23 protein-coding genes are annotated in these 21,996 nt (G+C 32.7%); 9 read left to right on the top strand and 14 right to left on the bottom strand.

Annotated features, from left to right (window positions below; translation table 11 throughout):
- Positions 1-44: 44 nt before the first annotated feature.
- Entirely contained in the window at positions 45-707 is a 663-nt protein-coding gene (locus EKL99_RS09525) for a response regulator transcription factor (RefSeq protein WP_126460607.1), read from the bottom strand.
- 141 nt (positions 708-848) lie between these two features.
- Positions 849-1,262 (bottom strand): DUF4293 domain-containing protein, encoded by a 414-nt coding sequence (locus EKL99_RS09520; protein ID WP_126460610.1) that lies wholly within the window; start codon positions 1,260-1,262, stop codon positions 849-851.
- Positions 1,263-1,443: 181 nt separating this feature from the next.
- Here EKL99_RS09520 and rho point away from each other — a divergent pair, with 181 nt between their 5' ends.
- A complete protein-coding gene (rho, locus tag EKL99_RS09515) occupies positions 1,444-3,210 on the top strand; it encodes a transcription termination factor Rho (RefSeq protein ID WP_126576845.1) in 1,767 nt (588 codons plus the stop codon).
- A gap of 103 nt (positions 3,211-3,313) precedes the next feature.
- Here rho and EKL99_RS09510 read toward each other — a convergent pair whose 3' ends face one another.
- The 3 genes from EKL99_RS09510 to EKL99_RS09500 form a co-directional block, all read right to left on the bottom strand.
- Positions 3,314-4,570, bottom strand: a complete 1,257-nt coding sequence (locus EKL99_RS09510) for an RsmB/NOP family class I SAM-dependent RNA methyltransferase (protein WP_126576844.1) — start codon at positions 4,568-4,570, stop codon at positions 3,314-3,316.
- 141 nt (positions 4,571-4,711) lie between these two features.
- Positions 4,712-6,673, bottom strand: coding sequence for a KUP/HAK/KT family potassium transporter (locus EKL99_RS09505; RefSeq protein ID WP_126460620.1), 1,962 nt, complete (start codon positions 6,671-6,673; stop codon positions 4,712-4,714).
- 117 nt (positions 6,674-6,790) lie between these two features.
- Entirely contained in the window at positions 6,791-7,936 is a 1,146-nt protein-coding gene (locus EKL99_RS09500) for a hypothetical protein (protein ID WP_126460623.1), read from the bottom strand.
- A 115-nt stretch (positions 7,937-8,051) separates the two neighbouring features.
- Here EKL99_RS09500 and EKL99_RS09495 point away from each other — a divergent pair, with 115 nt between their 5' ends.
- Positions 8,052-9,113 carry an oxidoreductase gene (locus EKL99_RS09495; RefSeq protein WP_126576843.1) on the top strand — a complete coding sequence of 354 codons (1,062 nt, stop codon included), beginning with the start codon at positions 8,052-8,054 and terminating at the stop codon, positions 9,111-9,113.
- Positions 9,114-9,181: 68 nt separating this feature from the next.
- Here the strand turns inward: EKL99_RS09495 and EKL99_RS09490 are convergent, their stop codons facing one another.
- The 5 genes from EKL99_RS09490 to EKL99_RS14670 all read right to left on the bottom strand — a co-directional run bounded on the left by EKL99_RS09490 (position 9,182) and on the right by EKL99_RS14670 (position 12,320).
- Positions 9,182-9,640: a sensor of ECF-type sigma factor gene (locus tag EKL99_RS09490; protein WP_126561726.1), complete on the bottom strand. Its 459-nt coding sequence runs from the start codon at positions 9,638-9,640 to the stop codon at positions 9,182-9,184.
- A gap of 36 nt (positions 9,641-9,676) precedes the next feature.
- Positions 9,677-10,093, bottom strand: coding sequence for a hypothetical protein (locus EKL99_RS09485; RefSeq protein ID WP_126561727.1), 417 nt, complete (start codon positions 10,091-10,093; stop codon positions 9,677-9,679).
- 33 nt (positions 10,094-10,126) lie between these two features.
- Positions 10,127-10,669: an RNA polymerase sigma factor gene (locus EKL99_RS09480; protein WP_126576842.1), complete on the bottom strand. Its 543-nt coding sequence runs from the start codon at positions 10,667-10,669 to the stop codon at positions 10,127-10,129.
- Positions 10,670-10,733: 64 nt separating this feature from the next.
- On the bottom strand, positions 10,734-11,855 hold the full coding sequence (locus EKL99_RS09475) for an SRPBCC family protein (RefSeq protein WP_126576841.1): 1,122 nt from the start codon (positions 11,853-11,855) through the stop codon (positions 10,734-10,736).
- Between the two features lie 276 nt (positions 11,856-12,131).
- Positions 12,132-12,320, bottom strand: a complete 189-nt coding sequence (locus tag EKL99_RS14670) for a hypothetical protein (protein WP_126460641.1) — start codon at positions 12,318-12,320, stop codon at positions 12,132-12,134.
- 83 nt (positions 12,321-12,403) lie between these two features.
- Between EKL99_RS14670 and EKL99_RS09465 the strand changes: the two genes are divergently transcribed.
- Positions 12,404-12,790 carry a nucleoside triphosphate pyrophosphohydrolase family protein gene (locus EKL99_RS09465; protein WP_126455620.1) on the top strand — a complete coding sequence of 129 codons (387 nt, stop codon included), beginning with the start codon at positions 12,404-12,406 and terminating at the stop codon, positions 12,788-12,790.
- A 96-nt stretch (positions 12,791-12,886) separates the two neighbouring features.
- Here EKL99_RS09465 and EKL99_RS09460 read toward each other — a convergent pair whose 3' ends face one another.
- Positions 12,887-13,954 (bottom strand): branched-chain amino acid aminotransferase, encoded by a 1,068-nt coding sequence (locus tag EKL99_RS09460; RefSeq protein WP_126576840.1) that lies wholly within the window; start codon positions 13,952-13,954, stop codon positions 12,887-12,889.
- Positions 13,955-14,251: 297 nt separating this feature from the next.
- On the opposite strand from EKL99_RS09460, the gene mnmD reads away from it, so the two are divergent.
- Positions 14,252-14,914: a tRNA (5-methylaminomethyl-2-thiouridine)(34)-methyltransferase MnmD gene (gene mnmD / locus EKL99_RS09455; RefSeq protein WP_126576839.1), complete on the top strand. Its 663-nt coding sequence runs from the start codon at positions 14,252-14,254 to the stop codon at positions 14,912-14,914.
- Positions 14,915-15,079: 165 nt separating this feature from the next.
- Positions 15,080-15,277: a hypothetical protein gene (locus tag EKL99_RS09450; RefSeq protein ID WP_126455626.1), complete on the top strand. Its 198-nt coding sequence runs from the start codon at positions 15,080-15,082 to the stop codon at positions 15,275-15,277.
- Positions 15,278-15,307: 30 nt separating this feature from the next.
- On the opposite strand, the gene EKL99_RS09445 is transcribed toward EKL99_RS09450, so the two are convergent.
- A complete protein-coding gene (locus EKL99_RS09445) occupies positions 15,308-16,249 on the bottom strand; it encodes a LysR substrate-binding domain-containing protein (protein ID WP_126460650.1) in 942 nt (313 codons plus the stop codon).
- A gap of 117 nt (positions 16,250-16,366) precedes the next feature.
- Here EKL99_RS09445 and EKL99_RS09440 point away from each other — a divergent pair, with 117 nt between their 5' ends.
- From EKL99_RS09440 to can, 4 genes are all read left to right on the top strand, one after another.
- Entirely contained in the window at positions 16,367-16,846 is a 480-nt protein-coding gene (locus tag EKL99_RS09440; protein WP_126460653.1) for a Dps family protein, read from the top strand.
- A gap of 135 nt (positions 16,847-16,981) precedes the next feature.
- Positions 16,982-17,257: a hypothetical protein gene (locus tag EKL99_RS09435; RefSeq protein ID WP_231507420.1), complete on the top strand. Its 276-nt coding sequence runs from the start codon at positions 16,982-16,984 to the stop codon at positions 17,255-17,257.
- A gap of 90 nt (positions 17,258-17,347) precedes the next feature.
- Positions 17,348-19,012, top strand: a complete 1,665-nt coding sequence (locus EKL99_RS09430) for a SulP family inorganic anion transporter (protein WP_126576838.1) — start codon at positions 17,348-17,350, stop codon at positions 19,010-19,012.
- A 90-nt stretch (positions 19,013-19,102) separates the two neighbouring features.
- Positions 19,103-19,738 (top strand): carbonate dehydratase, encoded by a 636-nt coding sequence (can, locus tag EKL99_RS09425; RefSeq protein WP_126561731.1) that lies wholly within the window; start codon positions 19,103-19,105, stop codon positions 19,736-19,738.
- A gap of 45 nt (positions 19,739-19,783) precedes the next feature.
- Here can and EKL99_RS09420 read toward each other — a convergent pair whose 3' ends face one another.
- Both EKL99_RS09420 and EKL99_RS09415 read right to left on the bottom strand, forming a co-directional pair.
- A complete protein-coding gene (locus EKL99_RS09420; RefSeq protein ID WP_126460662.1) occupies positions 19,784-20,983 on the bottom strand; it encodes an LETM1-related biofilm-associated protein in 1,200 nt (399 codons plus the stop codon).
- 220 nt (positions 20,984-21,203) lie between these two features.
- Positions 21,204-21,863: a superoxide dismutase gene (locus tag EKL99_RS09415; RefSeq protein ID WP_231507424.1), complete on the bottom strand. Its 660-nt coding sequence runs from the start codon at positions 21,861-21,863 to the stop codon at positions 21,204-21,206.
- Between the last annotated feature and the right edge of the window lie 133 nt (positions 21,864-21,996).

The following is a 21,996-nucleotide window of genomic DNA, read 5'->3' as shown; positions in this document are numbered from 1 at the left end:
TTTTTTAATTAAAAAAACAGCATTTAAGTTTCATCTAAATTCATTCAGGATTTGATTAATTTATTTTTAAGGGCATATTTCACTAGGCTTATAGAGTTTTTTGCGCTGAGTTTTTTCATTATGTTTTTGCGATGGGTCTCTACGGTATTAACACTAATAAATAATTGATCACTGATTTCTTTGCCGCTATATTCTAATGAAATCAGGATTATGATTTCCAGTTCTCTTTCGGTTAAAAGTGAATTTGGACTTGGGACTTGTTTGTTTAGTTTTGGATTGTCTTTAGTTACGGTACTGAATATTTTTTCTCTAACAGATTTACTAAAATATTCTTCACCATTAGTAACCGCTAGAATGGCTTCAACTATATTTTCTCCGGCACATTTCTTAGTTAAGTAACTGCTGCAGCCTAACTTCATGACCTCTTTTATTATTCGTAAGTCATCATAACTGGACAAAATGATAATCTTACATGGAAATCCTTTTTTAGCAAATTCTTTGAGGACCTCAATGCCGTCTTTTTCCGGCATGTTAATGTCTAAAATAAGAATGTCCGCTTTATTATTAGTGACTTCCTCATAAATATTAGTGCCGTTTAAGGAATATCCCACTACTTCAAATGTAGGGATTGTGTGTAATAAAGTTCTAATTCCATCAATAAGAATTTGATGGTCATCAGCAAGATGAATCCGTATTTTTTCTGCCATGTTGTAATTATCAGATCCAAATTTATAAAAAATATTCAGCTAAATTTTAAATTATAAGGTTTTTATTGCATTGCAGATATAAAAAAACCCGAATTGTTACATTCGGGTTTCCTTCGCACTAATAAACTAAAATTTATAGGTTTACCTCAATCTGTCCACAGATTTTACAAGATCCTCATCCTTTTTGATTGCTTTATTGGCCAAAACCAATAATACGATAGCAGCTACAGGAAGAAACATCCCAATACCTTTCTCCGAAACAGCAGGTGTTTCTCCAGATAGATTTAGTGAACGATATACAAACAATCCTAATAAAATCAAATTTAATATGATATTCAATCTGCCAATAACAAACTGATTTTGTCTTTTTTTATAGGAAACAATACTAAATAAAGTCAACGTAGTACTCAATCCCAATAGTATAGTATACACTTGACTTTGCATAAAATAAAATGCCTTACCGGTATCCATTGTCCATAATGGAATAAAAAACAGTAAAATACCAGTTACTACAAATACGAGTAGTAAATAAATGGTTTGAATTCTTTGTATCATTTGTTAAATATCTACCACAAAAATATATTTTCTTTTTTATAAATACTATTGTATCATTAAATTTTATTCGTAATATTGCATCATAATACCGTAAGCACTTCATACTGCGGTTGATTCATTTTAATGTTTACTACCTATCTTTTACATTATTTTCAAAATTAATTAAACTCCTAGAACATTCATGTTTAATATTTCTGCATTAAAAGAAATGAAGCTTTCTGAGCTTCAAGAAATAGCTAAATCAGCTAAAACCATAAAATTTAACGGTGTAAAAAAAGAGACTTTAATCAGTCAGATTTTAGCGCATCAAGAGGCTAACGTTGATTTAATATTAGAGACAAAAACCAATAGTAATCTGGAAGAGGATAAACCAAAAAGAACCAGAATACTGCCTGTAAAAAAAGTTGCTATTCAAAAAACGATGAAAAATTCATTTTTTGAAACCGAAGAAAATTTGACAGCATCTTCTGTTTCCGTTGAAGACCATTCTGTTGAAATATTGCCAGTTGACAAAGACGACGATTCCTCTTCTGTTCAGGAACTTGAATCCGGAGCTAAAAAAATAGGAAAGGTGATTAAGTTTAATAAGTCAGCGTACGAGAAAAAAATTGCTTTAAAAAAGGATAAGGAAGAAGGAAAAGAAACAGCAAAAGAGACTGATACAGTTGTAGATTTAACTACACAGGAGAAAGAAGAAGTTTCAGCTCCGGTTAAAAAAATAAATCCAAACCAATTACACAAACAAAATCCTAATCCAAGTCAAAATGGAAATGGGAATCAAAATCCAAACTTCAAAAACAAAAAAAATAATTTTGCTGCTTCTGATTTTGAATTTGATGGAATTATAGAAAGCGAAGGTGTGCTGGAAATGATGCCGGACGGCTATGGTTTCTTGCGTTCTTCGGATTACAACTATTTAGCGTCGCCGGATGATATTTATTTGTCGACTTCTCAAATCAGATTGTTCGGTCTTAAAACCGGAGATACTGTAAAAGGTGTAGTTCGCCCACCAAAAGAAGGAGAGAAATTTTTTCCATTAGTTCGGGTTTTAAAAATAAATGGACACGATCCTCAAGTGGTTCGCGACAGAGTTTCATTCGAACATTTAACGCCTGTTTTTCCATCAGAAAAATTCAAATTGGCAGAAAAACAAAGTACGATTTCAACACGAATTATCGATCTGTTTTCACCAATAGGAAAAGGACAACGCGGAATGATTGTGGCGCAGCCAAAAACAGGTAAAACCATGTTGTTGAAGGAAATTGCCAATGCTATTGCGGCCAATCATCCTGAAGTATATTTGATTGTTTTATTGATCGATGAACGCCCGGAAGAGGTTACGGATATGCAACGTAGTGTGCGTGGTGAAGTAATTGCTTCTACATTTGACAGAGAACCACAAGAGCATGTTAAAATTGCGAATATCGTTCTTGAGAAAGCAAAAAGATTGGTTGAATGTGGTCACGATGTAGTGATTCTATTGGATTCCATTACACGTTTGGCCAGAGCGTATAATACGGTTCAGCCTGCTTCAGGTAAGGTGTTAAGTGGTGGTGTGGATGCAAATGCATTGCAAAAACCAAAACGTTTCTTTGGAGCTGCCCGTAATGTAGAAAATGGGGGTTCGTTGAGTATCATTGCTACTGCATTGACTGAAACCGGCTCGAAAATGGACGAAGTTATTTTTGAAGAATTTAAAGGTACTGGTAATATGGAATTGCAATTAGATAGAAAAATTGCTAATAAACGTATTTTCCCAGCTATCGATTTGACTTCTTCTAGTACAAGACGTGACGATATGTTATTAGATCAAAAAACATTGCAAAGAATGTGGATCATGAGAAAATACCTTTCGGATATGAACCCAGTGGAAGCAATGGATTTCATCAACGATCGTTTTAAGAAAACGAAAAATAACGAGGAGTTTTTAATCTCAATGAATGATTAGGGATATTAAAAGAGAATAGAATAAACAAAACAGATAACGCATAAAAAAATCCTCGATTTATTCGAGGATTTTTTTTTGAATTCTAGAATCTTAAATCTAGATACTATATTATTTCTTTTTGTACTCTTTTTTCTTTCTGTTCTGAGCTTTCTTTACGTTCTAATAAAGCCATATAAAATCCATCAAAACCTGACTCTGAAGCCAATATTTTTTGGTCTTTAATAAAATTGAATTGTTTTCCAATGTCAGTTGTCAGGAAACGAGCAATTTGATCTTGATTTTCGGAGGGTAGTATAGAACAAGTAGCATACACTAATTTTCCGCCGGGTTTTACAATTTTAGAATAGCTTTCTAAAACTTCTGATTGTACCTTACGGATGTTATCGATGAATTCCGGTTTCAATTTCCATTTAGCGTCCGGATTTCTTTTCAGAACGCCTAAACCACTACAGGGTGCGTCAATCAAAACACGGTCTGCTTTTTCGTGTAATTTTTTGATGATTTTTGTAGAGTCAATAATTCGGTATTCAATATTGAAAGCGCCGTCTCTTTTGGCTCTGATTTTTAATTGCTTTAATTTGCTTTCATACAAATCCATAGCAATTAATTGTCCTTTATTTTCCATCAAAGAAGCAATATGAAGTGTTTTTCCACCTGCACCGGCGCATGTATCAACAACACGCATTCCTGGTTTAACATCAAGAAAAGCGGCTACTAATTGTGAATTAGCATCCTGAACTTCAAAGAAACCTTGTTTGAAAGCATCGGTCAAGAAAACATTAGCTCTTTCTTTTAAAACCAAAGCATCTGGTTGATTTTTTAACGTTTCTGTTTCAATGTTTAAATCCATCAAAATAGCACGTAGCGCTTCTCTGGTAGTTTTAAGTGTATTGACTCTTAGGATCACTTTAGCAGGTTGGTTTTGAGCTGTAATTTCAGTTGCCCAAACTTTTTCGCCTAGTTCCTTAACTCCTAATTCGTCCATCCAGTCCGGAATAGATTCTTTTAAAGCTCTCACTTTTGAAAGTTCGTCAAAACGTCCTTTTATTTTTCGTTCTGGAGTGCCTTCCAGCTGTCGCCAATCCGGAATAGGATAGCCTCTTAATACGGCCCAAACAGAAAACATTCTCCAAAGATTATCTCTGTCAAAGGGCTCTTTTACTTCGGCTATTTCTGCGTATAATCTTTTCCAACGCACAATTTCGTAGATGGTTTCGGCAACAAACTTTCTATCAGAACTTCCCCAACGTTTGTCTTTTTTTAAAGATCGGGCAACTACTTTATCCGCATATTCTCCTTCGTTAAAAATGGCGTTCAAAGCGTCTATTGTTGTGTAAACTAAATTTCTGTGTAATCTCATTTTAAATAATTGAGGTGCAAAGGTACTATTAATTGATTGAATGTTATATTTTAAATAATGAATGTTGTTTTTAAATTTTTCGACATAAAAAAACACTGTATTATTACAGTGTTTCTTGGAGGATTAAAAAAACAGAAAGAATTATTTTACTCTTGTCAGTCCAATGTTCTCAGGAGCATGGAGCACCATTGGAAATTGTTCCACTTTTACGGAACTGCTATCCAAACCAAAGGCTCTTTCTTCAGATAAACTTAATTTTTTAATGAAGAAATAGGAGTTCATAATTATTTTTTCGTGCCAACGTAAATCACTGTCATTGGAAAGGAATTTTTCGGATAATACAAATTTGAAATCACCTATGATATTATTTTTATTCAAAGATTCGTAGCGGCTGGTTATATCTACTTCTCCTTTTTGCACCATATCCCGGATTACCTCTCTAAACATCAGATTTATTTTTGTAGGTTCTCTAAAACCAAGATTAAAGTCTACACGATACAAATCATCTTTGACAATTTCAGTTACTTTATATTCGGTTTTATAAGGTTCAGTCAATATATTCACGTGAACAAACCAATAAATATCAGCTCTTTTGGGTCTTTTTTGTAAGATGGAATACATTACTTTTTCTTCGATCTCGTCAATTCTACCGGCATTAGTCATATATACTAAATGTGTTGCGTATTTAGGAATGGATAAATCAGCACTTAACTCCACTAGTACTTTTTTGTAGTCCTCAATTTTAACAATTTTGGTGTAACTTTTGTTAATTTTTTTGGCCAGGTACCAAATAGTCATTATACCTATTAAAGTGATTGCTATAAAAAGCGTTACATAGCCACCTTCAGCAAACTTCGTAACATTAGCTGCGAGGAAACTAAATTCGATTATTAGATAAATAGTAATCAATGGAACTATAAAATATAATTTCACTCTTTTCATTATCAGGTAAAAATTCAGTAAAATAGTGGTCATTATCATACACAAAATGATCGCCAGTCCATAAGCATGCTCCATATTACTGGATTCTTCAAAGTGCAGTACAATTCCAACGCAACCAATAAATAATAACCAGTTTGTAGACGGAATGTATAATTGTCCTTTTAATTCTGTAGGATATTTTATTTTTACTTTTGGCCAAAAATTCAATCGCATTGCTTCATTTATCAATGTAAATGACCCGCTGATTAAGGCTTGTGAGGCAATAACAGCTGCTAGAGTAGCAATTATAATTCCTATAGGCTGAAACCAGTCCGGCATGATGAGATAGAATGGGTTTCCATTTTTTCCTCCTAAAGTTTGTAATGTCTCTCCTTCGTGGCGAATTAAATAGGCGGCTTGTCCAAAATAATTCAACACTAATGCAGTTTTTACGAAAATCCAGCTAATTCGGATGTTTTTTCGTCCGCAATGTCCCATGTCTGAGTATAATGCTTCAGCTCCTGTTGTACACAGAAATACAAAACCTAAAACAAAAAAACCTTCTGGATGGATGGTCAATAAATGATAGGCGTAGTAAGGATTGATTGCTTTTAAAACTTCGGTGTGTTGTGAAATTTGTGCGATTCCAAGTATCGCTAGCATCCCAAACCAAATAAGCATCATTGGAGCAAAAAATTTACCGACTAACTTGGTGCCGAATTGCTGGATAGAAAAAAGTACAAAAAGAATACTTATTACAATTGGAATGGTATTGATTTCTGGATAGTACGTTCTTATTCCTTCAACTGCTGAAGATACGGAGATGGGTGGAGTTATGATTCCGTCAGCTAATAAAGCACTTCCTCCGATTATAGCCGGGACAATCAACCACTGAATTTTTGTTTTTTTGACCAAAGCATATAAAGCAAAAATTCCGCCTTCGCCATGATTATCAGCGCTTAACGTGATTAGTACGTATTTGATTGTGGTTTGCAGTGTAAGGGTCCAAAAAACACACGATATTCCACCTAAGACAATATCCGAATTAATAATGTGGGTGCCAAGTATGGCTTTCATTACATACAATGGTGAAGTTCCTATGTCACCGTAAATTATTCCTAATGAAATTAATAAACCTCCTAATGTCCATTTACTGTGCAGGTCTTTGTGCGATACGCTCATGTGTAATTTTTAAAAAACTTTTCAAATTTACACTTTTAAAATAAATTAGCGCTTTTTATCCGATAAAAAAGAAACACGGTTTAGGGAGCCGTGTTTCTTTTTTTGTATTTAAGATTTTTAGGAGCTTCTATTTTCATTTTTTGAAGAAGAATTGCCTCTTTGAGATTCCGTTCTCTGAGGACCTGATGCTCTTGATGTGTTGCCTCTGTTTTGAGATTCCGCTCTTTGCGGTGCTGCTTGCCTGGAAGGACTTGTTCTGTTTTGAGAATATTCTCTGGACGATTGAGCTCTTTGCGGTGCTGGTTGTCTTGAAGGACTTGTTCTGTTTTGAGAATATTCTCTGGATGATTCAGCTCTTTGCGGTGCTGGTTGTCTTGAAGGACTTGTTCTGTTTTGAGAATATTCTCTGGAAGATTCAGCTCTTTGCGGTGCTGCTTGTCTTGAAGGACTTGTTCTGTTTTGAGAATATTCTCTTTGCACTATTGCTCTTCTATTAGAATAACCGGTTTCATTTCTGGATACTCTTCTTTGATCTAATTCATGGCGGTTATTTACAGTACTATTTCTTCTGGAAAAAGACGCATTTGGATGTTGTCTTTCATATCCGTTTGAACGTCTTGAATTGTGTAAAACTACTGCACGATTACTTCTACGGTTATTGACATAGTTATAATTGTTGTTGATATTCAAATTAATGTTTATGTTATTTATGTATCTAAAAACGGGAAATGGATTCCAAGCATAATAATAGGACGGATAATAATTCCAATTCCAAGTGGAATAGTAAGGGCGGTAATTAGTAGACCAGAAGGATGCATAAATTACTGGAGTACTGTAATAAACTGGCTCATAAATGTAATTTTGTCCATACATAAATTCATTACCAACTATTTGTACATGAATTTTATTGTTTCTGTCTTTCTCAACATCAATTGTTGCAACATCTTGGTAGATATCTTCATCAATCACTGACTGAACGATGATTAGATGGGTTCTGTTTTCTACCGTTTCAATAATCCGTAAATAGTCAACTTCATTATCATTATTCAAATCTAAATTTGATATTTGCAGCTCAGGATCATTAAGGCGTCTTTCAAAATCCTGCAGGTCTCTAGAATCACCAAAGATATCAGCAACAGCTCTCAGATCAAGATTATCACTGATTTCGGCATTCACAGCATTTACGTATGTTCTGTTTTGTGCCTGTATTTGTGTTGCGAAAACAGCGGTCAACAGACTCAATAGTAATAGTTTCGTTTTCATAATTAATTGGATTAAGTTTTTCCTTTTTTTCAATATCCAATTACTGTGCCAATATAATTTGGGTGCTATTTGTATTTATATTATTAATTGTAAATTAGCCTTAAAATGTACAAAAATGAAAAATATTTTTTTAATGCTGTTGGTTTTAAATGGATTTGTATCCTGTAAAACAAGTGTTTATAAATCGGAAAAGTTACATAACGTTAGTTTTCAGTCCGTTGAAATTGATACCTTATTTCAAGATCAAATAAGTATCAGAGCGATTCAAATTGATAAAAACAAAATCTGGTATGCTGCTGATAAAGGTAGATACGGGTTATATAATTTAGATACCAATCAAAAAATAGAGCACAAAATCACCAAGGATTCTTTGATACTTGATTTTAGGAGTATCGCTCAAACAGCCAATCATATTTTTATTCTCAATGTGGCAAATCCTGCAGTGTTGTATCAAATTTCAAAAGAGGAAAAGGATTCACAAATAGTATATCAGGAAAGCCATGAGAAGGTCTTTTATGATAGTATGCAATTTTGGGACGATACAGAAGGTATTGCTATGGGAGATCCAATCGCTGATTGTCTTAATATTATTACAACACGTGATGGAGGCCGATCATGGAATAAAATTCCGTGCGATAAATTACCAAAAGTGATGCAAGGCGAAGCTGCTTTTGCGGCAAGCAATACTAATATTGTAATTAAAGGGAATAATACATGGATTGTTTCTGGTGGAAAAAAAGCAAGGGTTTTTTATTCTCCTGATAAAGGAAAGAGTTGGACCGTTTTTGAAACTCCAATGGCACAAGGAAAGGCAATGACCGGAATTTTTACTGCCGATTTTTATGATGCAAAAATCGGTTTTGTAGCAGGAGGGGATTATGAAGATCAAAACCAGAATTTTTCCAATAAAGCCCGTACTGCGGATGGTGGGAAAACATGGGGGCTTATTGCTGATAATCAAGGATTTGGGTATGCTTCCTGTGTGCAATATATTCCTGAAAGCAATGGTAAGAAACTCGTTACTGTGGGGACTTCAGGGGTTTATTACTCCTCGGATGGTGGTGAATCATGGCAACAAATAGCAAAGGATAAAAGTCTTAATACGCTCCGGTTCATAGATAAAAAAACGGCTGTTGCTGCAGGGAAAAATAAAATGATTCGGATCAATTTTAAATAACAAAAACATCCTAAGCTCAAGTTTTTACTTGTGTTTAGGATGTTTTATCGAACTAATAAAAAAAGATGTTATTTTTTATGCGCTTTGTTGCGGTATTGTTGCAACAGCTTTCTATTGAAGTCTTCCTCTGCTTTTTTAAGTTTTAAAATTTTTACAGATGGAAATATTTCTCTCAAATTTTGAACAAATTTCTTCCGTAAAAAAAACAATTCTTCTTCGGTTTCTTCTATTTGAACTAAAAATGAATTGGATTCTTTCTCCGTGATTTGATCTAAAGATCCATCATTCATTCTTCTCATGAAACTTTTCATTTTCTGATGTCTTAATTCAAATTGTTTGTCATCAAACAGGTTGTAAATAGGCCAGAATTTTTCGGCTTCACTAGTGGTCAAGTTTAACTCAGTTGTCAAAAAGGCTACTTTCAAAGCTTTAATTTGTTCTTTTTTCTCTTTCATGTTTTCATGTTGGCCATAAAAATTAAAGGAAAGAAGTAGCAACAGTATTGGGAATATTTTTTTATATTTCATTTTTGTTTTATTTATTGTAATCGGTGAACGCGTTTTTTATTCTAAAAGAAGATGCTCCAGATTAGCATTTTCGGATAAATGATCCTCTATAGCTTCATCTTCTAAAACTTCATTATCTGCTTTAATATTATTGATATCTTCGGTTTCTAATTCACTTATTAAATCATAAGGGTTTACACTCGATTGATAGGTTAAATAATTTTCCAGAGTGAGCGTGTCTATTTCGTTAGGGTTGCTTGCTGACGGGCTTAAAACAGGAATCATCAGGGCTATTACTAAAATTGCTGCAACCATTAGAATCCTGTTTTTTCTTTTTTGAAAAATAGAAAATACTTTTGGCTCCTCTATGGGTAATTGCTTCATCATTTTTGCTGAAAAATTTTCAAAATAATGGTCAGGAATCTTAAATCCAGTCTCAATTTTGGGCTCGTTTTCTAATTTAAATGTTTTCATACTATTCATTAGACAGTGGTATTGCAAAAAGGTTTAATTAGTAGATACAAATGCTTCTATTTTTTTTACAGCAAGGTGATAGGAAGCTTTTAATCCTCCAACTGAAGTGCCTAAAATAGCAGATATTTCCTCGTATTTTAGTTCTTCAAAATATTTCATTTTAAAAACTAACTGTTGTTTTTCAGGTAATAAAGCAATTGCTTTTTGTAATTTTAGTTGAATTTCGTTTCCATCAAAAAACACATCAGCTTCGAGATTATCAATAGTTTTACTTTGTAAAATTTCAGACGATACCGTATTGATTTTTGATTTTTGTTTCAAAAAAGTCAATGCTTCATTAGTAGCAATACGATACATCCAAGAGAAGAGTTTACTGTCTCCTTTGAAATTTTTTAAATTTTGAAATATTTTGATAAAAGTATTTTGCAAGATATCATCTGCGTCATCGTGATTTAAAACAATGTTACGAATGTGATTGTATAACGGTCTTTGATACTCTTGTAACAACTGCTGAAACGCTTGATTTTGTGTTTTAGAGTTCAACAAGTTATTTATATATTCCTGTTCGTCTTGCAAATTTTTTATTTATGAATTTAGAATACTCTTTATCAAAAAGGTTTAATTCGGAGGAAAGATAATATTAAAATTCAGATTGTTCTTCTTCCTTTTTTTGTGCAGGTTCCGGTGTTTTTACCGCTGGAGGTTTATTGATTGCTGCTGGAGCAAAGACTTTAACAGGAATTACTTTTGGTTTTATTGGAAAGTAAATGTCAGTAATCCACTTTGATGGATTTTTTATTTCCGCTTTGCCGATGGTATAGTTCTCTAGGTGTGAAAATTTAGTGTCAATACTTATTTTGTTAGCATTGCTGTACGCTGTTGTTTTATCTAGCGCTTTTTTTATGTGTGAATAATCACCGGTTAAGGTTGTTTTCAAGGCTTCGAAAGGTTCGAGTTTACCGGATAAAATATCACTGCCTGAACTGGTTAAAATTTGATTTTTTATAGGGATACAAAAAGACAATCTACTCAATCCATTTACTGGATCGTAAGTGTGATAAATAATAAAAGGCTTTCCATTCAATTCTATATTGTTTTGTTCACAAAAAAGAATGATTTTTGGAAAAACGATTCGGGCATTTTTAGTGATATTTGAAATTTTGCTTGTAAAAGTTTGGTGCAAATAAAAAGTTGCTAGTTTTTTTACCACACCTTTTACCTTTATTTGATGGGTATTTATCTCGTAAACTAGTGTTTTGTCTAGATTAGCCAAGCTTTTTTCCTGCATGGCACCTATAACTGTATCGATACCGCCGTTTAACGCAGCAGTGATCTTCATAACGAAACTCATTTTCCCGGTGGTTTTCCAGGTGACCTTTGTTCCGCCAACCGTGTCTTTTAAACTCAAGAAAACGGATGATACCCCTCCGTTGTAATTTATTTTTTGAGAAATACTTTCATTTTCTTTTACAAAAACCGTTTGCATATCCCCTTTGACTTCTTTTCCTTCCCAAGTGAAGGAAGCTCCCTTTCCTACAGTGTTTTTAGGATAGGTGATTATAATTTCAGGATCTTCAACGATCCAGGCACCAAAATCCTGCCAATTTTTATAATCATTAACAAAATTAAATACCGTAGATTTAGGAGAATTAATAATATGACTTCTTTGTACAGTGAATTCCCCTTTTTGTGTAGCTACAAAAATGGATAAAGCCACTAAACTAAGCAGCAACAAAAGAAATAAATATTTTATAATCCTCATGATATCTAATTGTATTAATTTTTGTAAAGTTAAAAATTTAATTTACAAGTCGCCAAAAGTGTTAAATAAAAAAACGCGACTTGAATGTTTTAATTAAATAGTTGTTTTACGAAAGGAATACTTTAGGAGAATGATTTCTAGAATAAAATTTATAGGGGACATGTTCAGGTAGCACTATTTGGCACCTTGCACTAATTAGCAATTAGGATTTGTTTTTAAAATAAGAAAAGAACAAATTAAAAAAAGTCCTCTTTTCAGAAGACATTTAAAAAAAAACTAACGTTTGAAAAAGACTTTTATCAAAAATAAAATGCCAATAAAAACTCCAAACCCAATTAAAATTTTATAATTTCCTTTATAAAATTTTCGGTGTAACGCTAAATCTTTTCGGTAGGCATAAATCATTGCAATACTGAATGCAACAAAAAAAAAGCCGGCAAAAATGAATTGTCCCTGACTAAACATACTTTATATTATTTTTGACAAATTTAGCTATTTGTTTAATAATAGTTTGCTAATTTGTATTTTCATTTAATAAAATTTAAATTATGCAAAAACAAATTAATGCCGTCAAAGAATTCCATACCGCTTTCAAAATTGGGCATAGCGAAACTCCAATAGCCGGCTTAGCTGAAACCAAACATATCCTTCGTTTCAATTTGATGAAAGAAGAGAATGAAGAATATTTAGAGGCTGTTCAGAATAATGATTTAATAGAAATTGCCGATGCATTAGGCGATATGATGTACATTTTATGCGGAACGATTATTGAGCATGGGCTGCAAGACAAAATAGAAGCCGTTTTCGATGAAATTCAACGCAGTAATATGAGTAAGTTGGGTCAGGATGGGGAGCCTATTTACCGTGAAGATGGTAAGGTCATGAAAGGGCCAAATTATTTCAAGCCTGATTTCTCTAAAATAATTGGTAAATAGAGGTAGAAATTTCAGAAATTCTTTGATGATGTGTATGATATAAAAAAGCGATTTTCACACTGAAAATCGCTTTTTTTTAATTTTTAAATCTTTGAATTATACTTTAACAGTCCAGCCAAAAGGATCCGCATCTAATTTATTTTGGATATTTTCTAATTTAGTTTTCAGTTGCAAAGCCATTGTGTTTTCAATTTTTGGTAATTCATGATACACATCCTGATAGGAGAATCCTGAAATGGGACTTACCACAGCAGCTGTTCCTGCACCAAAAATTTCTTTTAAAGTTTCGTTTTTAAATGCCTCAACAAGTTCAGATACTAAAACTGAACGAATTTCTACATTTATACCTTCACTCTTTGCTAAATCAATCAGTGTTTTTCGAGTAACACCATCAAGTATTCTTTCACTTACAGGAGCCGTTAATAATGTGTCATTTATTCTAAAAAACACATTCATCGTACCGGCTTCTTCTAATTTTGTGTGTGTGGCATCATCAGTCCAGATTATTTGTTGAAAGCCTTCTTTATTTGCTAAATTAGTTGGATAAAATTGGGCTGCATAATTTCCGGCTGCTTTTGCAGCTCCAATTCCACCATTAGCCGCCCTGCTGTAATGCTCCGCAATTATTACTTTTACATCACCTGAATAATAAGAGGAAACAGGCGATAAAATAATCATGAACTTATATTCATTTGAAGGGTTTGCAATTACTCCGGTACCTGTTGCAATCATAAAGGGTCTGATATATAAGGCATTTCCTTTTCCTTTTTTTATCCATGCTTCGTCTAATTGCAGCAATTGATTTAAACCATTCAGGAATATATCTTCTGGAACTTCCGGCATAGCCATCCTAACAGCAGAGGTGTTGAAACGGCTGTAGTTTTGATCGGGTCTAAAAAGCCAAACGTCATTGTTCTCATCTTTGTACGCTTTCATACCTTCAAAAATAGCTTGACCATAATGAAAAACTCTTGACGATGGATCTAACAAAAAAGGTGCGTAAGGCTTAATGACTGGTTGTTGCCATTCCCCATTTTTAAAATCACATTCAAATAAATGATCTGAAAAAACAGATCCAAAGCTTAAATTTTTAAAATCAACTTCATTTATTTTTGAAGTGGGTGCTTTAATTATTTCAATTTTGCTAGTTTGAGTTGTACTCATGATAATGTATTGTTTATTTTTATATGTTACTACAATTGGGTATTAAAATCTTGATTATGCAAAAAGAACTTTAATAATTGCAAAATTAAATAAAAATCACTAAAATACTTGACAAAACACCATTAATTATAGCCTTTACGTACGATTTATTTATTTTTGAAAAAACAGAAAAAATCAGCATCAATTTTATGGGATTTGCATAATAAATGTACTTTATTTAGGACAATCATTTTAGTTTTGATTAAATTTGGACTGCTCATATAATTATAAAACTTCAAATAACCTCAAATAATAATTTTGAAAAGAGAAATAATACAAACACTTGATGGTTCCACAACCATACGAATAGAGGAATGGGATGAGTGTTATCATTCTAAACATGGAGCCATTCAGGAAGCGCAACATGTCTTTATTAAAAACGGACTTTCCTTATTTCAAAATAAAGCGGTTTCTATTTTAGAAATTGGTTTTGGTACCGGATTGAATGCTTTTATTACATTATTAGAAGCAAAAAAAATGAATCAGTCTATCGATTATGTTGGCGTAGAGGCATATCCTATATCTCCGGACGAAGTTTTATGTATGAATTATATTACAGAGTTGAATGCTGCTCAAGAAAGTGACATTTTTATAGCAATGCATCAAAGTGTCTGGGGAGAGAAAATAGCGCTTAGTAATGATTTTTTGTTGACTAAAAGAAAGCAGTTTTTTGAAGTAATTGACGACAATAACACATTTGATTTGATTTACTTTGATGCTTTTGGTTACAGAGTGCAGCCTGAATTATGGAGTACGGATATTTTTAAAAGAATGCATACAGCACTGAAAAGTAATGGAGTTTTAGTGACTTATGCAGCCAGAGGAGTTGTAAAAAGGAGCATGTTAGAAGTAGGTTTTACGGTTGAAAAATTAGCCGGACCACCAGGAAAAAGAGAAATGTTCAGAGCTACTAAAAAATAAATATTTGTTAAGTGGCTTATTATCAATAATATATTATATTTTTGATCAAAAGTAGTACGAAAAATAAAAAAACTAAAAACTACGTTAAATAACTATGTTCTAGTTGTAAAAAATGTATTTTTACATCACTTTCAATTAAAATCTAACCTAAAATCTTCATTAATTATGTCGAAAATCATGTATGATTATACTAAATCAGTTTTAGAAAGAGTAAGCTTTGATGTTATGCTTTTTAGCAAAGAATTAGAAAAAGCTATTAAGACATTATTGCCCTATGAAATGGATCAATTACGGGAGTGGTTATTGAATTTCACTATTGGTAAACCGGAACTAAAGCACTGTTTACTAATAGTAAATTCATAGTAAAAAAGGAACCATAAACGGTTCCTTTTTTTATTTTTTTGCGATGGGACTTATTATCTGAACATTTTGAAAAACAATTGCTCCTTTTACAACTCCTGTTATGGTATTTCGAAGTGCATCTATTATTTGAATTTTTAATTCGCTTTTAGGAAAAATCAAACTGACTTCTCTTGCAGGCTTAGGTTCTTTAAAATGACGAAGTTTTAGCTTGTCTTTTTCTTTTAAATCTAAGGTATGCAAATAAGGAAGCAGCGTTGTTCCCAGACCTTCATCAGCTAGTTTTATCAAGGTTTCAAAACTGCCACTTTGTATTTGAAAATGGTTGATTTCATTTTTACCAGTACTCTTGCATAAGTTTAAAATTCCTTCTCTAAAACAATGTCCGTCTTGTAATAATAAAATTTCATCCAAGTTTAAATCTGAAACTTCTATTTCTTCTTTTTGAAAATTATGGTGGTTTTCAGGGATGTACGCAACAAAAGGTTCGAAATACAAGACTATTTCTTTAATTTTTTCTTCCATCAAAGGAGTTGCGGCAATTGCAGCGTCCAGGTGTCCATTATTGAGTTTAATAATAATTTCTTCGGTATTTAACTCTTCAATAATAAGTTTTACTTTTGGATATTTTTTTATAAAATTATTTAGAAACATTGGCAATAAAGTAGGCATGATTGTTGGAATGATGCCTAATCTAAATTCACCGCCTATAAAACCTTTTTGTTGTTCAACAATATCTTGTATTCTATCAGCTTCATTGACTATATTTTTTGCCTGGTTTACAATTTTATACCCGATATCAGTGAGCTGGATTGGTTTTTTGGTACGGTCAAATATTTGAATACTTAATTCTTCTTCTATTTTTTGAATTTGCATACTCAGTGTAGGTTGAGTAACAAAACATTTTTCTGCAGCAAGAGTGAAATTCTTGTGTTCAGCTACTGCAAGTACGTATTTTAATTGAGTAATTGTCATGGTTATAATTATATCTGATACAAATTTAATAAAACAATAACTTTTTATTATAGTGTTTTTCGTTAATCTTACACTAAATTTGTCATATAACGGAAATAAATATAAAACAACATTAAAATGAAAACAAATATTTTAGGTTTACCGGTAAAAGAGTCAGAATTAATAGCAACTGAACTAAATGTTTTGTTAGCTAATTTCCAAGTATATTATCAAAATTTAAGAGGAATTCATTGGAATATTAGAGGAAAGCGTTTTTTTGATTTGCATGTAAAATTTGAGCAATTATACACGGATTCTCAAATAAAAATTGATTTAATTGCTGAAAGAGTTCTCACTGTTGGTGGAACGCCGCTCCATACGTTTGAAGACTATATAAAAAACAATCAATTAGTAGTTGGTAAAAATATTTCAAATGATGAAAAAGCAGTACATTTAATTGTTACATCACTATCTCATTTATTAAAGATTGAAAGAGTAATTCTTGACAAATCGGCACAAATCAATGATGAAGGTACAAATGCGATGATGAGTGATTTCATTTCAGAACAAGAAAAGACAATCTGGATGATGCAGGCCTGGCTTGAAGAAAGTTTGTAACACTTAAAATTCAAAAAAAAACCAGATAAAAATGATGCATTTTTATCTGGTTTTTTTTTGAATTTTATTTTTTTTAAAATAAATAAAAACTGTTACTTTTATTATAAACTAAATTCTATTTTTGCGACAATGAAAATGATATCTAAAATATTTTTAATTCTATTTTTAGCTTTCCTTGTCACCCCAACTATTGTTGCGGTGATTGAGAAAAGTTCAGATATCTCTGTTTTCTATAGTTTTTCTGAAGAGGAACACGTTCACAAAGAAATTAAAGTATTATTTAGTTCTGAATCTTCTTTGGAAATAATTATTGCAACAAAATTATCTTCTAGTGCTATTCTTTCTGAAAATTTATCAAAGCATGATAATATTACCTCTTCTATATTTATACTACCACCCAACCAAGTTTAAGACAGTGTTGGTTTTAGTGTTTCTTAAATCAATTTTCACATACTTTCAACGTGAAAACAGCTCTTTGTATTCAATCTTTAGTTTGGTATTATGACAAGAAAAATTAATCTTTTTGCTACCCTTAAATCTGATTTTGCATCAGGATTAGTGGTTTTTTTAGTAGCTTTGCCCTTGTGTTTGGGTATTGCAATGGCTTCGGGTGCTCCATTATTTTCAGGAATTATTTCAGGAATTGTTGGAGGAATTGTCGTTGGGTATTTAAGTACATCACACATCAGTGTTTCAGGCCCTGCAGCAGGTCTTACCGCAATTGTTCTTACCGCAATAACGGATTTAGGTGCATTTGATGTTTTTTTGACGGCTGTTTTTATAGCAGGTCTAATACAATTAGTTCTAGGATTTCTTAAAGCAGGAAGTATATCTAATTATTTTCCAACAAATGTCATCGAAGGAATGCTGGCCGGTATTGGAATTATAATTATTTTAAAACAATTGCCTCATGCCTTTGGATACGATAGCGATTTTGAAGGCGATTTAGCTTTTATGCAAAAGGACGGAGGTAATACATTTTCAACCTTATTAAATATTTTTGATTATATTCAGGTTGGATCTATAATTATCACTTTAATCTCTGTAGCGGTATTGATTTCCTGGAATAAAGTCCCTTTTTTGAAGGATTTAAAATTAGTTCCTGGTGCATTGGTTGCTGTAGTTTTAGGTGTTGTTTTGAATGAGATTTTCATCAGAACAGGAAGTCCGTGGGCTATTACTAACGAGCATTTAGTTTCTTTACCGGTTCCTACCAGTCTGGAGGAATTTAAGACGATTATAGTTACTCCCAATTTTTCTGGGATTTCGAATCCAAAAGTTTGGATAGTAGCCTTTACTATTGCAATAGTCGCTTCGATAGAAACGTTATTGAGTATTGAAGCAGCAGACCGAATGGATATTCAAAGACGTTATACGCACACTAATATGGAATTGAAAGCACAAGGTGTTGGAAATGTGATAAGCTCACTTCTAGGAGGTCTTCCCTTGACCTCGGTAATTGTGCGTACCTCAGCAAATTCTAATTCAGGTGCTAAATCAAAGATGTCTACTATAATTCATGGGGTACTATTATTAGTGAGTGTACTTGTAATTCCTGTTATCCTGAATAAAATTCCATTGGCTACATTAGCCGCAATTTTAATTTTGGTTGGTTACAAGTTAGCTAAACCAGCCACTTTCAAACATTTTTTGGAAAAAGGGAAATATCAATTTGTTCCTTTTATTGCGACTCTATTAGCAGTTGTTTTTACGGATTTATTAAAAGGGGTGGCATTAGGAATTGTCATCAGTATTATTTTTGTTTTAAAAGGAAACCTGAAAAGAGCTTACAGTTTTAGAAAAGAAGAATATGAAGATGGTGATGTTATCCACATTGATTTGGCGCAAGAAGTTTCTTTTTTGAACAAAGCAGCCATCAAATATACTTTAAACGAGATTCCTGAAAATTCTAAAGTGATAATTGATGCCAAAGACACCGTGTATATAGCGCATGACATTTTAGATTTGATATATGAATTCAAAACAACAAGAGCTATAGATCATAATATAAAAGTCAAACTCAAAGGATTTAAAAAAGCCTATGATTTAGAAAATACTCAAGAAACCAAAAACCATGTAACTATTGAGCATTATTATGATGCAGCAAAAAGGGTAATGGTTAAACGAGAGGTGCCTGACGAAGAATTCACTAAAAATAAAAATTAATTTCGCACTAATAAATTTAAAAATGAGTCCTTTACAAAGCATTAATTTGTCACTAAGTAAGGATATAAACAAAATAAGTACACAACGATTATGAGTGATTTTTATAAAAAAATACTGGAAAATAATGAAAAATGGGTAGAAACATCTTTGGCTTCTGATCCTAATTATTTTGAAGACCTGGCCAAAGGGCAAACACCACCCTTATTATGGATAGGCTGTTCTGACAGCAGGGTTCCTGCAAATGAAATTATAGGAGCTAAACCAGGCGAAGTTTTTGTTCATAGAAATATTGCTAATATGGTGGTTCATTCAGATATGAATATGTTGAGTGTACTGGATTACGCAGTAAATGTATTGAAAGTAAAACATGTACTGGTATGCGGACATTATGGTTGCGGCGGTGTCAAAGCAGCTATGGGTAATGATTCTATTGGTATCATTGACAACTGGATTCGTCACATAAAAGATGTCTATCGTTTGCACAGTGCCTACTTAGATTCTATTTTAGATGAAACAGAGCGATTCAACACTTTTGTAGAATTGAATGTTAAAGAACAAGTTTATGATTTGGCTAAAACTTCAATTGTTCAGGCAGCATGGCGAAATGGTCAGGACTTAACCTTACACGGATGGGCTTATGGTCTTAATTCCGGTTTTGTAACGGATTTAGAGGTGAATATCAGTTCCGAAAAAGATTTGGATGAAGTCTATCAGTTGAAATTTTAATCCCCAAAATTTGTAATAAATAAAAGCCGCTTTTAGCGGCTTTTATTATTCGTCATCAAGATTTTCGTTAAAAGCGGAGGGTAGTAGTTGAGGTATAAATTTAATTAAAATAGGCAGCAATAAGCTACCGCCAGGAAGAAGGAATATAGTCAACGACGGAATGGTTTTGCAAATTTCCAGTAATTGTTTCTTGACTTTTTTCTTCTCTTTCTCGTCTAAATCCCTGCGAGTAGAGTAGGCTAATAGTACCATTAACTCCTTACTTTGTGCGATTTCCTTAGACAATCTGTTCTTATTACGACTAATCAGTGTGACCACACTTTGAGTCGTTTGGGCATAAAAATGTTTTACTGGATTTGAATAATTAAAATAAGGAATTTCCTTTTTATGTTTCGTAATAAAGGCATTCGTATTGCGGATACTTTCATCCGAAAAACCATCCGGGATCGAAACCGTTTTAGCCAGTGAATGCAAAAAATAAGCTTCATTATCTTCAATTTCTCCATCACTCCATAAAGCCATTCCTGCAAGATCTATCAAATAGTATTTTTCTAAGTCATTTGAAAAATAATCTAGTTCAAGTGTCTCTAAGCTTTGTACTGACACCTTAGAGAATTTACTGTAGCGAATAGAAGCTTCAAAAAGCTTGATTAATAAATCATCGTATTGAGATTTTTTTGTTTTAATTTTTAAAGCAAGTGTGACCACATTTACAATAGTTTCCTCGATCTTTTTTAAATACTTTTCCGGAATTTCACCATGAATTAAGTATTGGCGAAAGGCCAAGACATCAATAAACAGTAAGGCATTAGTTACTAGGTGAGAAAAATTTTTACTGATGATGCTATCATTTGTTTGAACACGCTCATCAATTATTTTTTCTAAAGTTAAAGCAGGAGAATTCTTTGGCAGTATTTTTTTAAATAGGTTAAAGCCTTGAGGATTCATTTGATTGTAAAAAGTAACGGCTTGTTTAATGAAATTATCAGGGCTGATATTTTCATTTGTTAAACAAAAAACTGCATGCAAAGTATTTAAAAGTGCGACTTTTGAAATCTCTTCTTTGAACCAACCCTTAGTTTCAATAGGTGCTACAGTTTCAAATGCAATGATATGGCCATATATAAAACCTGTTTCTCTAACTTTTTGATAAAATATATCGGTAGTTTTTGAAACCGTTTCTTTTGAAAACTTTTGTTCAATAAAAAATTTATCTATCCAACCTGATGCTGAAGGGTTAATCATTGCTTTAATTTGAAGGTACAAAGCTATACTTTTTTTCGTAATTTTAACTTCTGTTTTTTAGTTTAACACAGATATTACTTTTAATTAGTATTGGTTTTTTTAATTTTGAACAGTACGGATTTCTAACGAATAATTATTAAAAAATGAAGTCTCAGAGGCCCCTTTTTTTTAAATAAAAAACCCGGAATCCTACTTTTTAATTCAGGGTTTTTATTGTTTTTTAAGAATTAAATAAGTTTTCGGCGGCATCCCAATCAACTACATTCCAAAAAGAGTTTATATAATCAGCTCTTCGGTTTTGATTTTTAAGATAATACGCATGTTCCCAGACATCTAAAGCTAAAACGGGTTTTCCTTTAAGTCCCTTCCCTCGTAATCGCATCAAAGGATTGTCTTGGTTTGCCGTAGAACCTATTACTAATTTTCCGTCTTGCACCACTAACCAGGCCCAACCGGAACCAAATCTTTTCATAGATGCATCACTAAATTGTTTCTTGAATTCATCAAAAGAACCAAAAGTTGTGGTTATGGCTGCTGCCAATTTGCCTTTTGGAATACCACCACCATTAGGTTTCATTAAACTCCAAAACAAGCTGTGATTGTAATGTCCGCCTCCGTTATTCCGAATGGCTTCTGGGAATTTAGACATTTTTTCAAAGATACTTTCTAAAGATTTTGAATAATCAATTAAGTTTTTATCCAAAGTATCAATGGCTTTATTCAAATTTGTCACATAAGCTTGATGGTGTTTGCTGTAGTGAATTTCCATTGTAGCTTTATCAATATGAGGCTCTAATTCATTATAGCTATAACCTAATTTAGGAAGACTGTAGGTTCCAGGAGTATCTGTGAAAGCTGCTTCATAGGGTTGATTGTCAATTTGCAGTACTGGCTGGGCAGCAAATGCAGCATTGAATAATCCAGAGCCAATAATTGTACCTGTAGACAATAGGGCCGTTTTTTTTAAAAAATTTCTTCGTGTATTATTATTTTCCATAATTTATTTGTTAGTC

The sequence above is a fragment of the Flavobacterium sp. ZB4P23 genome, from assembly GCF_003970375.1.
Classification (GTDB): domain Bacteria; phylum Bacteroidota; class Bacteroidia; order Flavobacteriales; family Flavobacteriaceae; genus Flavobacterium.
This window is presented reverse-complemented; position numbering and strand designations above follow the sequence as displayed.

What these genes read in the sequence shown, in the direction of transcription:
- EKL99_RS09525 (WP_126460607.1), bottom strand. Translation starts at nt 707, where the DNA reads ATGGCAGAAAAAATACGGATTCATCTTGCTGATGACCATCAAATTCTT.
- EKL99_RS09520 (WP_126460610.1), bottom strand. Translation starts at nt 1,262, where the DNA reads ATGATACAAAGAATTCAAACCATTTATTTACTACTCGTATTTGTAGTA.
- rho (WP_126576845.1), top strand. Translation starts at nt 1,444, where the DNA reads ATGTTTAATATTTCTGCATTAAAAGAAATGAAGCTTTCTGAGCTTCAA.
- EKL99_RS09510 (WP_126576844.1), bottom strand. Translation starts at nt 4,570, where the DNA reads ATGAGATTACACAGAAATTTAGTTTACACAACAATAGACGCTTTGAAC.
- EKL99_RS09505 (WP_126460620.1), bottom strand. Translation starts at nt 6,673, where the DNA reads ATGAGCGTATCGCACAAAGACCTGCACAGTAAATGGACATTAGGAGGT.
- EKL99_RS09500 (WP_126460623.1), bottom strand. Translation starts at nt 7,936, where the DNA reads ATGAAAACGAAACTATTACTATTGAGTCTGTTGACCGCTGTTTTCGCA.
- EKL99_RS09495 (WP_126576843.1), top strand. Translation starts at nt 8,052, where the DNA reads ATGAAAAATATTTTTTTAATGCTGTTGGTTTTAAATGGATTTGTATCC.
- EKL99_RS09490 (WP_126561726.1), bottom strand. Translation starts at nt 9,640, where the DNA reads ATGAAATATAAAAAAATATTCCCAATACTGTTGCTACTTCTTTCCTTT.
- EKL99_RS09485 (WP_126561727.1), bottom strand. Translation starts at nt 10,093, where the DNA reads ATGAAAACATTTAAATTAGAAAACGAGCCCAAAATTGAGACTGGATTT.
- EKL99_RS09475 (WP_126576841.1), bottom strand. Translation starts at nt 11,855, where the DNA reads ATGAGGATTATAAAATATTTATTTCTTTTGTTGCTGCTTAGTTTAGTG.
- EKL99_RS14670 (WP_126460641.1), bottom strand. Translation starts at nt 12,320, where the DNA reads ATGTTTAGTCAGGGACAATTCATTTTTGCCGGCTTTTTTTTTGTTGCA.
- EKL99_RS09465 (WP_126455620.1), top strand. Translation starts at nt 12,404, where the DNA reads ATGCAAAAACAAATTAATGCCGTCAAAGAATTCCATACCGCTTTCAAA.
- EKL99_RS09460 (WP_126576840.1), bottom strand. Translation starts at nt 13,954, where the DNA reads ATGAGTACAACTCAAACTAGCAAAATTGAAATAATTAAAGCACCCACT.
- EKL99_RS09450 (WP_126455626.1), top strand. Translation starts at nt 15,080, where the DNA reads ATGTCGAAAATCATGTATGATTATACTAAATCAGTTTTAGAAAGAGTA.
- EKL99_RS09445 (WP_126460650.1), bottom strand. Translation starts at nt 16,249, where the DNA reads ATGACAATTACTCAATTAAAATACGTACTTGCAGTAGCTGAACACAAG.
- EKL99_RS09440 (WP_126460653.1), top strand. Translation starts at nt 16,367, where the DNA reads ATGAAAACAAATATTTTAGGTTTACCGGTAAAAGAGTCAGAATTAATA.
- EKL99_RS09435 (WP_231507420.1), top strand. Translation starts at nt 16,982, where the DNA reads ATGATATCTAAAATATTTTTAATTCTATTTTTAGCTTTCCTTGTCACC.
- EKL99_RS09430 (WP_126576838.1), top strand. Translation starts at nt 17,348, where the DNA reads ATGACAAGAAAAATTAATCTTTTTGCTACCCTTAAATCTGATTTTGCA.
- can (WP_126561731.1), top strand. Translation starts at nt 19,103, where the DNA reads ATGAGTGATTTTTATAAAAAAATACTGGAAAATAATGAAAAATGGGTA.
- EKL99_RS09420 (WP_126460662.1), bottom strand. Translation starts at nt 20,983, where the DNA reads ATGATTAACCCTTCAGCATCAGGTTGGATAGATAAATTTTTTATTGAA.